This is a genomic window from Anaeromassilibacillus sp. An250 (assembly GCF_002159845.1).
Lineage (GTDB): Bacteria > Bacillota > Clostridia > Oscillospirales > Acutalibacteraceae > Anaeromassilibacillus > Anaeromassilibacillus stercoravium.
In genome coordinates this window covers 40357-53420 of the sequence record NZ_NFJK01000022.1, presented here as the reverse complement: position 1 = coordinate 53420, position 13064 = coordinate 40357, and the positions used below count along the sequence as shown (strand labels likewise).

The 13064-nt window shown below is 60.5% G+C and carries 11 protein-coding genes; all 11 read right to left on the bottom strand.

Features of this window, described 5'->3' with window-relative positions; all coding sequences use genetic code 11:
• Nucleotides 1-279: 279 nt before the first annotated feature.
• The gene (mscL, locus tag B5F54_RS15355) at nt 280-693 is read right to left on the bottom strand and encodes a large conductance mechanosensitive channel protein MscL (RefSeq protein WP_087235086.1); all 414 of its coding nucleotides are present in this window, start codon (nt 691-693) and stop codon (nt 280-282) included.
• 282 nt (nt 694-975) lie between these two features.
• Nucleotides 976-2874, bottom strand: a complete 1899-nt coding sequence (locus tag B5F54_RS15350; protein WP_087235085.1) for a TasA family protein — start codon at nt 2872-2874, stop codon at nt 976-978.
• A 303-nt stretch (nt 2875-3177) separates the two neighbouring features.
• Nucleotides 3178-5412 carry a polyribonucleotide nucleotidyltransferase gene (locus tag B5F54_RS15345; RefSeq protein WP_087235084.1) on the bottom strand — a complete coding sequence of 745 codons (2235 nt, stop codon included), beginning with the start codon at nt 5410-5412 and terminating at the stop codon, nt 3178-3180.
• 327 nt (nt 5413-5739) lie between these two features.
• The gene (gene rpsO / locus B5F54_RS15340) at nt 5740-6003 is read right to left on the bottom strand and encodes a 30S ribosomal protein S15 (RefSeq protein WP_087235083.1); all 264 of its coding nucleotides are present in this window, start codon (nt 6001-6003) and stop codon (nt 5740-5742) included.
• Nucleotides 6004-6160: 157 nt separating this feature from the next.
• Entirely contained in the window at nt 6161-7087 is a 927-nt protein-coding gene (ribF, locus tag B5F54_RS15335) for a riboflavin biosynthesis protein RibF (RefSeq protein WP_087235082.1), read from the bottom strand.
• A 91-nt stretch (nt 7088-7178) separates the two neighbouring features.
• A complete protein-coding gene (gene truB / locus B5F54_RS15330; protein ID WP_087235081.1) occupies nt 7179-8081 on the bottom strand; it encodes a tRNA pseudouridine(55) synthase TruB in 903 nt (300 codons plus the stop codon).
• Nucleotides 8078-9046, bottom strand: a complete 969-nt coding sequence (locus tag B5F54_RS15325; RefSeq protein ID WP_087235080.1) for a DHH family phosphoesterase — start codon at nt 9044-9046, stop codon at nt 8078-8080. Before B5F54_RS15325 ends, truB begins: the two co-directional genes overlap by 4 nt.
• A gap of 300 nt (nt 9047-9346) precedes the next feature.
• Nucleotides 9347-9718: a 30S ribosome-binding factor RbfA gene (gene rbfA, locus B5F54_RS15320; protein WP_087235079.1), complete on the bottom strand. Its 372-nt coding sequence runs from the start codon at nt 9716-9718 to the stop codon at nt 9347-9349.
• 69 nt (nt 9719-9787) lie between these two features.
• Nucleotides 9788-12406: a translation initiation factor IF-2 gene (gene infB, locus B5F54_RS15315; RefSeq protein WP_087235078.1), complete on the bottom strand. Its 2619-nt coding sequence runs from the start codon at nt 12404-12406 to the stop codon at nt 9788-9790.
• 15 nt (nt 12407-12421) lie between these two features.
• Nucleotides 12422-12757 carry a L7Ae/L30e/S12e/Gadd45 family ribosomal protein gene (locus B5F54_RS15310; protein WP_087235077.1) on the bottom strand — a complete coding sequence of 112 codons (336 nt, stop codon included), beginning with the start codon at nt 12755-12757 and terminating at the stop codon, nt 12422-12424.
• Nucleotides 12754-13017, bottom strand: a complete 264-nt coding sequence (rnpM, locus tag B5F54_RS15305) for an RNase P modulator RnpM (protein WP_087235076.1) — start codon at nt 13015-13017, stop codon at nt 12754-12756. The genes B5F54_RS15310 and rnpM overlap by 4 nt, the downstream gene beginning before the upstream one ends.
• Between the last annotated feature and the right edge of the window lie 47 nt (nt 13018-13064).

Below are 13064 nucleotides of genomic sequence, written 5' to 3'. Positions count from 1 at the left end.
CCTGGCTCTCCCCGAAAGAAAAACTTGCTGCTTTCTTTGAATCTCTCGCTGTACAAGATGTTTGACAAACCTACAGATTTCGACACGGAATGCATTCGCGATGGATTCCTTTGGAAGGGCAACCCCTATCCTGTGGCCATACCGCCCACCGGTGCAGATTTTTATAAAACGGGCCGGCTGCGACAACAACAGCCGGCCCGCTTCCCATGCGGTTTCTTCTTTTGCGCGTGCGAAACCCCAAAAGGCAATCCCCTGTTTTGCCGCGCCCTGCCAAACGCCTTACGGCTTTTCCACATCCAGCAACTGCGACGTACAATGCGGGCAGCGGGTCGCGTCGATTGCAATTTCCGTCTTGCAATACGGGCACTTCTTCGTCGTTGCCGCGGCGGGCGCCTCCTCTTTTTTATGGGCCAAGGAGGCCAACTTGTTCATTCCCTTGAGCAGGCAGAACAGTACAAACGCCATAACCAGGAAATTCACCACAGCGGTGAGGAAGCTGGACGCGAAGCTTGCAACGTCCTGCAAGGTGTATGTCGCGCCGCCCGTGACCAGGTTCAAAATCGGGTTGATAAAATTATCCGTCAGGGAGGTGACGATCCCGGAAAACGCACTGCCGATGATTACGCCGACCGCCATGTCCATCACGTTTCCGCGAAGCGCAAAGGTCTTAAACTCCTGCATAAATTTTTTCATAGCTCCTGATTCCCTTCTTTTGGATTTCCTCCACTATAACACAGGAAGGCTGTCTGGGAAAGGGGATCGCGCGGATTTTGTCGAAAGGTAGCAAGATTGTAACCGGTTGCAGGCCGCCCGGCGAAAAAAAGAAGGGCCTTCCCACGCCGTGTGGCCTGCTCGTGGCAGCCAAGGGCCTTCCTTTAAAATACCTTTAAGAAACATAAAAAATCAGGGGCAGACTGTAAATCTGCCCCTGATTTTGCTTGCTTCATGGACTCACGGGAACAACGCCCGGAAAAGTCATTCAAACGAAATGGAAGATTCTGTTCCATTCACACGGCCGGAACCGGTGGAATGAACCGGCCAGCCTACAGAGCCAACTTTCCCACCAACAAGCAGACGCTTTGCATATGCATCCGGATCATCCTCAATTTCTGCTTCTGTGACAAATACGGTTACATCAAGATCGGTAACAGTGCAATTCGTGATGGGTTCGCTTCCTGAACCTTCATAGCCAACAATGCCGCCCACTTGCTGTGAAGGAATCCCTTCTTTACCACCTTTGACAGAACCGCCTATAACATGACAATTATCAATCGTCGCACTTCCAGTGGTAATATAGCCAGCAATCACTCCCACTCTTGCAAGCGTAGAGTTTGTCGATCCATTCATACGGCCCCACACGTCGGGTTCCTCAACCTTCAGATTGCGAATTACACCGGCATCCTCATGACCGGTCTGCCCCTTGACCCAGCCGAACAATCCGGTCTGCACATTCGTGGGATTATGAATCGTCAATCCGGTAATGGTATAGCCCTGTCCGTCCAGGTTACCCCAGAATTCGTCGCAATTTGTGTTGCTGTCCGGCGTCCAACCGATCGGCATCCAGCCCCGGTCTTCGGTCCAACCCTGTTCTGCCCAAGTTTCGCCGTAGTAGCCCGTCAGGTCGATATTGCGGCCGATCTCAAAGTAATAGAAATCGCCCCTTGTCGACGAGCCCATATACTTGCGCACATTGTCCAGCTGGCGGGCGTTCATAATCAAAAACGGATTTTCTTTCGTGCCGTCGCCACTGTCAAAGTCCTTGCTGGTATCGTCCACATACACGTCTTCCTCCGCTGTGAAGGTCGCCGCCGTGTCCTCGCCCTGATACGTGACGGTCCCGTCTTCCGCCAGGGTGATGGTATATGTCTCGTCCATATTTGCCGGGCGGTATCCGGTGCCTTCCAGCTCGCTGGCGGCCGGCTTCAGGTCAACTGAACCCGGCGCGGCTTCGATCGCGCGGTCGACTTCTTTTACCAAGGTGCGCGTACCGTCCACCGTTTCATAATAGACCTTAACGGTAGCCTGGACCTGCGTTTCGCCGCCCTCTTCTCCGCCTTCTCCTTCAGAGGGAGAATCGCTCCAGCCGGGCAGCGGTGCCTGGCTTGCACCCTCGTCCACCTGGCCGGCATTGACATACAGGGCTGCATGGAAATGCTGCCCCTGGCTCTCGTTGCCAACCGTTTCCGGCAACCATGCCGCCACAATGTAAGAATCCTTTTCCCCTGCTTTGAGGATTTCCGGCACGGCATAGTCCGAAGGCTTGCCGTCCTTCCACAGGGTCACGGTACCGTCGATGTCCCCGTCCCCTGCGCCGTTGTCAATCGGCTGAAGCGCGTAGCCGTCCGCCGTCTCTGCCACCCGGTACAGCTGGATATGCAGCACCCCGCGCAGATCGTTTTGGCAGGCAATCTCCGGCTCGTCCTCATCCACCTGGACGCCGCCCGTGCCGTTTTCCACAATATTGGGGATCGTATGTCCATATGGGAGGTCCGGATCGCTGCCCTTTGCCTGCTCCCGGATCGCCAAATTGACGCGTGCAGGAAGCGTCCCCTTGTTTTCCACATTCACCTGATAGAAATACAGCGGGACGCCTGCAAAGCCTTCCTGGTTTTTATTGGTGATGACCCCGTCTTCATCCATTTGGAACGCATCGCGCAGCTGATCAATGGTCAGCGGGCGAAGGTTGGTGAAATTCAAGGGCACAACCTCTTCAGTGTTGCCCTCTGTCAAATCGACATCCAACACGCCGGCTTGAAAATTCGAACCGACCCGTTCGGCATCCATATACCAAGCAAAGGTGGTCCCTCCCAACAGCGTCAACACAAGCAAAAACGAGACAATCGATAAAACGAGATGCCTTTTTGTCTTGTCCATCCTCTCACGCTCCTTCTGCAACTGCCGCCCTCAACCTAAACGGAGGACGGTATAACTCATGTTTATTATACGCCATTTCCCCCATCTGTTACAAGTATTTATCCGAAGAAAAAGCAAAGGATTTCCAAAAATTTTGTACGGCTTGGCTATCTTTTGGTAAAACATCGATATCCAGGGCCATCAACCGCCGTCCCGATTGGGGAACGGGCCTTGCATACAACCGCCCTTTGCCCGGGAAAGAATCCCCAAAGGGTGCAAAAAGGCCGCCCCGGGAAGCTCCCAGGGCAGCCAGTTCCTGCCTTCTTATTTATTGGGCTTCTTATTGGTATTGGCGATAAACCCGTTGCTGGCGCGCGGGCGGTCGTCTCTGCGGCGGAAATGCCCTCCGTCGCGGCGCTCCGGGCGGCGCGGGGAATCCGAGATCGTGTTCTCCGGCACCAGGCCCTCCACCTCGATCAGCGCATCGCGGCGGGACAGGTTCAAACGGCCCTTGTCGTCGATCTCCAACACCTTGACCATGACCTCGTCGCCCACATTGACAACGTCCGTCACCTTCTCGGTGCGCTTCACATCCAGGCGGGAGATATGCACCAGGCCCTCCTTGCCGGGGGCGATCTCTACAAATGCGCCGAAGTCCATAATGCGCGTGACCTTGCCGTTGTAAATGGCGCCCGGCTCCGGATCGTTGACAATGGTGTCCACGATCGTCAGTGCGCGCTGGCAATTGTCCTTATCGAGGCCGGAAATAAACACATGGCCGTCCTCTTCCACATCCATCTTGACGTCGCACTCGGCGCAGATCTTCTGGATGACCTTGCCGCCGGAACCGATGACCTCGCGGATCTTGTCCACCGGGATCACAGTGCTCATCATCTTCGGCGCATACTTGGAGAGCTCCTTGCGCGGCTCCGGAATGCACTTGAGGATGATCTCGTCGATGATGTAGTTGCGGGCCTTGTGGGTCTTTTCCAGCGCTTCCTTGACCATCTCCGGGGTCAGGCCGCTGATCTTGAGGTCCATCTGGATGGCGGTGATGCCCTCCTTGGTGCCCGCGACCTTGAAGTCCATGTCGCCGAAGAAGTCCTCCACGCCCTGGATGTCCACCATGGTCATCCAGCGCTCGCCCTCTGTGATGAGGCCGCAGGAGATGCCGGCCACCGGCGCCTCGATCGGCACGCCGGCCGCCATCAGCGCCAGGGTGGAACCGCAGATGGACGCCTGGGAGGTGGAACCGTTCGAAGAAAGCACCTCGGAGACCAGGCGGTATGCATACGGGAATTCCTCCACCGACGGGATCACTGGCACCAACGCGCGCTCTGCCAATGCGCCGTGACCGATTTCACGGCGGCCCGGGCCGCGGCTGGGCTTCGTCTCACCGACGGAGTAGGACGGGAAATTGTACTGGTGGATATAGCGCTTGAACTCCTCCTCGTCGATGCCGTCCAGCATCTGCTGGTCGCTGACCGGCCCGAGGGTCGCTACAGTGAGCACCTGCGTCTGGCCGCGGGTGAACATGCCGGAACCGTGCACGCGCGGGAGCAGGTCGATCTCTGCCGCAAGCGGACGCATCTGGTCCATCTGACGGCCGTCCACGCGCTTCTGCTCGTCCAGCAGCCAGCGGCGGACAATGTATTTCTGGGTGCGGTACATGCATTCCTCGATCTTGGCCTCCTGCTCGGGGTAGATCGGGTCGAACTTCTCATGCACCTTCTCATAGATCGGCTTGAGGCGTTCGTCGCGGACGTTCTTGTCGTCCGTATCGAGGGCGTACTTCACGTCCTCCATGGCGAACTCTTTGATGGCGTTGAGCATCTCTTCGTCCGGCTCGTTGCTCGGGTAGCTGAACTTCTCCTTGCCGATCTCCTTCTGGATGCCCTTGATGAACTCGATGATCTTCTGGTTGGCCTCGTGGCCCGCCATGATGCCGTTGTACATCTCTTCGTCGGTGACGATCTTCGCGCCCGCCTCGATCATGGCGATGCGCTCGTCCGTGGAAGCGACGGTGACGGCCATACGGCTCTTTTCACGCTGTTCCGAGGTCGGGTTGATGATATATTCGCCGTCGATCAGGCCGACGGATACGCCGGAGATCGGGCCGTTCCACGGGATGTCGGAGATGGTCAGCGCGATGGAGGTGCCGACCATGGCGGCGATCTCGGGCAGGCAATCGTGGTCCACGCTCATCACGGTGCAGACGACGGAGACGTCGTTGCGCATGTCCTTCGGGAACAGCGGGCGGATCGGGCGGTCGATCACGCGGGACGTCAAAATCGCCTTATCGCTCGGGCGTCCCTCCCTCTTGAGGAAGGAACCGGGGATCTTGCCCACCGCATAGAGCTTCTCTTCAAAGTCCACGGAAAGCGGGAAGAAATCCACGCCCTCGCGCGGCTTCGCGGAAGCGGTCACCGCGACATGCACCACGGTGTCGCCGTAGCGGACCAGGCATTCGCCGTTTGCGAGCTGCGCCATCTTGCCGGTTTCAATCACCAGCGGACGTCCGGCAAAATCCGTTTCAAACGTTCTGAAATTTTCAAACATCTTGTCTCCTCCTAGAATCAGAAATGCATGGTTCTCTCATCTTGCCCCGGAAAGCCCACCGGCAACCGGCAAAAATGGCCGTCCGGCCCTTTCCAAGGGCGTCTGTCAATCTGTCCATTGGGTTGCAACCCCTTCGGGAGGAAACAGGTTTAGCAATGAAACCAGCCCCGCGCCGGGCGCGGCGTTCGTTTCACGGCTAAGGCCTGCACTTCCCATCGGGATCGGGCAAACAGGCGGCAACCGGCGCTTGACGCGGCGGCGCCTCCCTCTGCCTGAACGCGCAGAAGGGCAGACGGCAAAATGCCGCCTGCCCCAGCCAATGTTTTCTTATTTACGGATGCCGAGCTTGGCAATGATCGTACGATAGCGCTCGATGTCCACACGCATGAGGTAGTTGAGCAGGTTTCTTCTCTGGCCAACCATCTTCAGCAGGCCGCGGCGGGAGTGATGGTCCTTCTGATGGATCTTCAAATGCGCCGTCAGGTCGTTGATTCTCTTGGTGAGGACTGCGATCTGGACTTCCGGGGAACCGGTGTCGCCCTCGTGCATCGCATATTCCTGGATAATGGCTGTCTTTTCTTCTTTCAGCATGTGCTTTTCCACCTTTTCTAAAATTTGGGGGCAAACCCCTTTTCTATGCGCCCATATTCACAGTAGCAGGCCGGTGTCTGCCCGACCGGGCTTACCCCTGCAACCGGGAATAGGGTAGCCTCGCACGCCCCATATTTCCGGGGCAAAACTACAGGTATTATACCACGGGCATTTCCTTTTGTAAATATGCGGAAATGATCTTTTTTGCCGTCTCCGCGTTTTGCAGGATGTTGTTCTGAAGCTCTTCGATCCCGCTGAATTTCTTCTCCGGGCGAATGAAATCGATCAGGTCCACGCGGATATTTTCCCCGTACAGCTCCTCGCCGTGGTATTCGGGGATCCATGTCTCGCTCAGCGGCGCGTCCGCGCCGACGGTCGGCTTCACGCCGACGTTTGTGACGCCGTAATAATCGCCGTCATTCAGGCTGACCAGGGAGGCGTATACGCCGAAGCGCGGCAGCACAAAGCCCTCGGTGAAGACCTGGTTGATGGTCGGGGTGCCCATGGTGCGGCCCAGCTGCCGGCCGCGCACAATCTCGAAATCGTAGCCGAACGGCCGCCCCAGCAGACGCTCCGCAGCCGCCACATCCCCCTGCTGCACCAGCGCGCGGATGCGGGTCGAGCTCACAGTCTCGCCGTCCACCTCCACCGCGGGCACGATTTCACAGCCGATGCCGCGCTCCTCGCAGAGCGCCTGGAGCGTCTCCGGCGTGCCCGCACCCTTGTAGCCAAAGGTGAAGTTAAACCCGCAGCAGACCTTCCAGGCGTGGCAGACCCGCACCAGGACTTCGTCCACAAACTGCTCCGGGCTCATGGTCCGGATCGCCGCGAAGCGCAGGGAATACACCTGCTGCACGCCCATCTGCTCCAACAGGTGGAGCTTCTGGCGCTTGGTGACCAGCTGCCCGCCGGATTTCCCGCCCAGCTCCTCGAGCGGGTCCGCAAAGGTCAGCACGGACGGCGTCAGGCCCGGCGCACACGCCGCGCGGATCACACGCCGGTGCCCCAGATGCAGGCCGTCAAAGCAGCCGAGAGCGACCGCGGCCCGCGGCGCGCCCGGAGTCAAATCATGGTATACGTTCATAGATGGTTCCTTTATCTCCCTGCCCGTCCGCCGGCAGCCTGAAAGGGCTCCCAGCCCGCCCCTGCGGGGGCCGGCCTCCCTTGCGCCGCCGTCAGACGAATAGCTTCAAAATTTTTAATTCGTTTGCACCGCGGTCCACGGTCCCCAGCCCCAGGAAGGTTCCCTCGGGGCCGTACACCCGCAGCCGCAGCCCGTCCGCCGCATTCTGTTTAGCGAGCGCCGTACGCCCCAGGTCGAGGCTTCCGCCGTTGCGGAACCGGACCGCCTGTGCCGCCGACACGCGCAGCGCGGGCCGCTCGGAAAACAGCCGGTCCACCGGGAGCACGCGCGATTCCAGCTTCCCCTCTTCCGCCAAAGCGCGCGCACCGTCGAGGGGGACGGCGTCCTCCAATGAGAATCCGCACGCCGACGTCCGCCGCAGCGCGGTCATCACGCCGTATGTGCCGAGCGCAGCGGCAATGTCCGCGCACAGGGTGCGGATATAGGTCCCTTTGGAACAGCGCACCTCCAGCGCGCCGGTCTGGGAGGCTTCGTCAAAGCGGATGCATTCCAGCGTTTCAATCGTGACCGGGCGTTTTTCCCGCTCCACCGTGATCCCCTGGCGCGCGAGCTCATACAACCGCTTGCCGTCCTTGCGCACGGCGGAGTACATCGGCGGCTCCTGGAGGATATTTCCACGGAAATGCGGGAGCGCCGCCAGCAGCGCGTCCTTTGTCACGCGCACATCGCTGCGCGCAAGCACCTCCCCGGTGGAGTCCTGGGTATCCGTGGCGTAGCCGAAGGCGAATTCCGCGCGGTATTCCTTGCTGGTGTCCTCCAGCAGGGACGCCGCCCGGGTCGCCTTTCCCAGCAGGATGGGTAAAACGCCCGTGGCCATGGGGTCCAGCGTCCCCGTGTGCCCAGTCTTTTCGCGCCCGGCGAGGCGCCGCACCACGGCGACCACATCGAAGGAGGTGTAATCCGCCGGTTTGTCCACCACCAGGACGCCGTTCACCGGCCGTCCTCCTTCTGCTGTTCCAGATACGCGCCGATTGCAGCGACGATCCGCTCGGTCGCCGCTTCCTTTGGGCCCGGAAGCGTACAGCCCGCCGCGCACGCATGGCCGCCGCCGTCGAACAGCGCGCAGATCTGCGCCGCGTTCACCGGCTCCTGTGTGCGCAGGGAGACCTTGTATTCCCCGCTTTTCTTTTCGCGCAGGGTGACGCCGACCAGCACCCCTTCGATCTGGCGCGGGATGGCCGCCAGCCCCTCCAAATCGTCCTCGCAGGCGCCCGATTCCGCAATCATATCGCGCAGGATGTACACGACGGCGCACCGGTCGTCCAGGTAGAAGTTCATGGAGTCTAAGACCCGGCGCTCCATCTCCAGCCGGGCGCGGGTCTTGGTATCGAACATCTCGCGGTTGATGGCGGCCGCATCGATGCCGGTCTCCATCATGCACGCGGCGATGCGGTACGTGCGCGGCGTCGCGTTCGTATATTTAAAGCATCCGGTATCCGTGGTGATACCGGTATAGATGGCCTCGGCGATCTCCGGCGTGATCTTCGCGCCCAATTTGGTGATGAGCGCATAGATGATCTCCGTCGTCGCGGCGGCTGTGCTGTCCACATACGTATATTTTGCAAAGGTGCGGTTGCCCGCGTGGTGGTCGATGCAGAGGTCCACGCGGCCCTCGTATTCCTCGCGGATGGGTTCGCCCAGCAGGTCGATGTCCGCGACGTCCACCGCCACAACCGTCTTTGGCTCAAATTCCTGTTTTTTCACGCCGCGGAACATAAAGGCGTACTTTGCGCTGACCGCATGGCGGCAGCGCGTTTTGGCGCGTTTGCCCATGCTTTGCAGCGCCATACAAAGCGCGGCGGCCGAACCAAACGTATCCCCATCCGGGAATTGATGGCTCAAAATGACGATGTCGTCCGCACGGCGCAGATACTCCGCCGCGTCATCCAGGCTGATCATCGTTTGCTACACTCCCCTTTCGGTCTCCGGAATGTCTTCTCCGTCTGTTTTCAAAATTCTTCCCGTTCTTGCCCGCAGGCAGCCGCCGGGGATCCCTTCCGGCCTGGGGTTGTCCGCCCGGCTTGTTTGGCCCCGGTCCCCCAAAGCAAAAAGCGTGTGGAACGCCTGAAGCGGGGACGTGCCGGGGATTCCTGCGAATCCCCGCCGGGAAATCCCAAAGGGATTCCCAGGCGCGGTCCCTTCGGACCGCGCGCACGTCCCCGCCGCCCCGCGTTCCCCCGGGGCTCCCCCGGCGGTTGGTTAGGGTTCTTCCTCCTGTCCGTCCTCCTTGGGAAGCGGCAGGTCGTTTAAAATTTTCGAAATGTTTGCGCTGTATTCGATGGAGTCCGTCGCCTTAAAGTGCATCTCCGGCACATGGCGCAGGCGCAGCCGCTGGCCCAGCTCCCGGCGGATATAGCCGGAGGCGGACTTCAAGCCCTGCGTCGCCTGCTTTGCGTGCTCCATGCCTTCCATCGCGCTGATATAGACGGTGCAGTACGAGAGGTCGCTCGACACATCCACGCGCACAATACTGATTAATCCCTGCACGCGCGGGTCCTTGAGCTCCCGGAAAATCGCGGTGAGCTCCCGGCGGATGTCCTCCGTCGTCCGTCCCATTCTATGGCTTGGCATCTTGTTTCACCTCCGCGGCCGCAGCGCGCCAGCGCGCCCCGGGCCGTCCCGGACAACCGGCAAAACCGGTCAGTCCTCTTTGTATTCTTCCATCGTGAAGGCTTCCAATACGTCGCCCTCTTTGACGTCGTTGAATTTTTCCAGCGTCATGCCGAAATCGTAGCCGTCGGCGACTTCCTTCACGTCGTCCTTGAAGCGCTTCAGGGACGAAACTTTGTCCTCCGCGATCACGATACCGTCGCGCACCACGCGGATGTCCGCCGTGCGGGTGATCTTGCCGCTGGTGACATGGCCGCCGATGACCGTGCCGACATTCGAGATCTTATAGACCTGGCGGCACTCGCCGCGGCCCAGCTGGACCTCGCGGAACTTCGGCGCCAGCATGCCCTTCATCGCGGATTCCATTTCCTCGATGCAATCGTAAATGATGCGGTAGAGGCGCATATCCACGCCGCTGCGCTTTGCATTGTCCTCCGCCACCGGGTCGGGACGCACATTGAAGCCGACAATGATGGCGTTCGATGCATTCGCGAGCATGACGTCGGACTCGTTGATCGCGCCCACGCCGCCGTGGATAACCTTGACGCGCACCTCGTCGTTGGAGAGCTTCTCCAGGGACTGGCGCACCGCTTCCACAGAGCCCTGCACATCGGCCTTGACGATGATCTGCAGTTCCTTCATCTCGCCCTGCTGCATCTGGTCGAAGAGGTTATCCAGCGTGACCTTGGTCTGTGAGTTGAACATCGCTTCCTTCTGCTCGTTGCGGCGCTGTTCGACCAGCTCGCGCGCCAGGCGCTCGTCGGAAACGGCGTTCATGATGTCGCCGCCCGCGGGCACGTCGTCCAGGCCGGTGATCTCCACCGGGACGGACGGGCCGGCCGACTGGATGCGCTTGCCGTTTTCATCCGTCATCGCGCGCACACGGCCGACCGCCGTGCCTGCGACGATGATGTCGCCCGTATGCAGGGTGCCGTTCTGCACCAAAACGGTGGCGATTGGGCCGCGGCCCTTGTCCAGGCGCGCTTCCACCACCGTGCCCTTGGCGGCGCGGTCCGGGTTGGCCTTGAGTTCCTTCAAATCGGCCACCAATGTAATCATCTCCAGAAGGTCGTCGATGCCTTCCTTCTTCTTCGCGGAGACGCGGATGCAGGGCGTATCGCCGCCCCACTCCTCTGGCACCAGCTCATATTCCGTGAGCTGCTGGAGCACATGATCCGGGTTTGCGCCCGGCTTATCCATTTTATTGATCGCCACAATGATCGAGACGTTCGCTGCCTTTGCATGGTGGATCGCTTCGACCGTCTGCGGCATGATGCCGTCGTCCGCAGCCACCACCAGCACGGCGATATCCGTCACCTGTGCGCCGCGGGCGCGCATGGTCGTAAACGCCTCATGGCCCGGGGTGTCGAGGAAGGTGATGTCGCGGTCGCCGATCTTGACGCGGTAGGCGCCGATGTGCTGCGTGATGCCGCCCGCCTCGGTGTCCGTCACATGCGCGTGGCGGATCGCATCCAGCAGGGAGGTCTTGCCGTGGTCGACGTGGCCCATGACCACCACAACCGGCGCGCGCGGCACCAGGTTCGCCTCGTCGTCCTCGCTGTCGTCGATGATGCGCTCTTCGATCGTGACGACGACCTCCTTCTCCACCTTCGCATGGAATTCCATGGCGATCAGGGAGGCGGTGTCGAAATCGATGGTGTCGTTCACGGTTGCGAACACGCCGTTGGCCATCAGCTTCTTGATGACTTCGGCGGCCGTCGCCTTCAGGCGGAGCGCCAGCTCGTTGACCGTGATCTCCTCCGGGATTGTGACAGTGATCGGCTTCGCCTTGCGCTCCATCGCGATGCGGCGCAGGCGCTCCGCCTCGGTCTCCCGGCGGGCGTTGCGCGGCTTGCCGCGGTACTGGCTGCTGCGCTGCGTGATCTTCTGCTTCTGCACGATGTTCTCCGTCCGGACCTTCTCGGAGGCCAGGCGGTCGTACTTCTCGTTGTATTTATCCAGCTCCACATGGGAGGCGCGGGTATCGACCAGGCGGCCCTCTCCGCGCTTGACGTTGGTGGTGTTCGGCGCGCCGGTCTGCATCGGGCGGGGCGGCGGGATGGGCGCGCCCGGCTTCTTATGCGGCTGCTGGCCGCCATTCTGCTGCGGCGCGGGACGCACCGGCGTGATCTTGCCCGGCTTCACCGCCGGACGGCGCGGCGCATTCCCCTGCTGGCCCTGTGCACCGCCCTGCTGCGGCGCCCTCGTCTGGGCCGGCTGGTTGCCGTTCTGCTGCGGCGCAGGGCGCACCGGCGTAATCTTGCCCGGCTTTACCGCCGGACGGCGCGGCGCATTCCCCTGCTGCCCCTGCGCACCGTTCTGCTGCGGCGCCTTCGCCTGGGCCGGCTGGTTTCCGCCCTGCTGCGGCTGTGCCGGGCGCGCGGGCGCGGCGGGCTTCTGCGGGGCGGCGGGTTCCTGCTCCACTGTGACCGTCACCGCCGGTTCCTTCTGGTCTGCAAAATATTCGTCGAAGCTCTCCACGCGGTTCTTCTGCGTGAATTCCTCAAACACGACATCCAGCTCGTTCTCCGTCAGAGCGGTCATATGTTTTTTGGTCTCGCCCGTGTATTTCTGTAAGGTGTCGATGACCTCCTTGTTCGGGAGTCCCAGGTCCTTTGCCACCTCGTGAACGCGATATTTAATCATCATATACGAAATTCCTCCTCATTTCACCACTTGCTCGCCGGTTCCGGCTTCGCACAGCTCATGCAGTTTTTTTGCGAACCCTGCGTCATTCACTGCAACAACTCCGGTTCGCTTTCCAAGAGCCATGCTGATTTCGTCCATGGTGCACGCCGCTGTCAGGACGTCCACCCCGGCTTCCTCCGCCGCAAACCGGACGCCGCCCGCGGTGTGCTGAGAGAGGTCCTCTGCCAGCAGCACCAGGCGCGCCTGGCCCTTCCGCAGCGCTTCCTCGGCGGGATCGCTGCCCAGTGAGAGCCGGTTTGCCCGCCGCGCCAGTCCCAACAGGGACAGAAGCCGCTTGTTGTTTTCATTCATTTTCCGATCTCCTCCTCCATACGGTCATAGACCTCTGCGGGAATCTGGCAGGAGAAGGCTCGTTCCAATCGCCTCGCTTTTCGCGCCGCCCGGAGGCAGTCCGCACTCTTGCAAACATAAGCGCCGCGCCCGGGCTTTTTGCCCGTCAGGTCCAGGGAGATCTCCCCTTCCGGTGAACGGACCACCCGGACCAATTCTTTTTTCGGCTTGCTCTCCCCACATCCGGCGCACATGCGCAGGGGGACCCGCTTTTGATGCATTTGCACACACCGCCCTTCCCGACTGTGATTTCTTAAACGTACGCTGA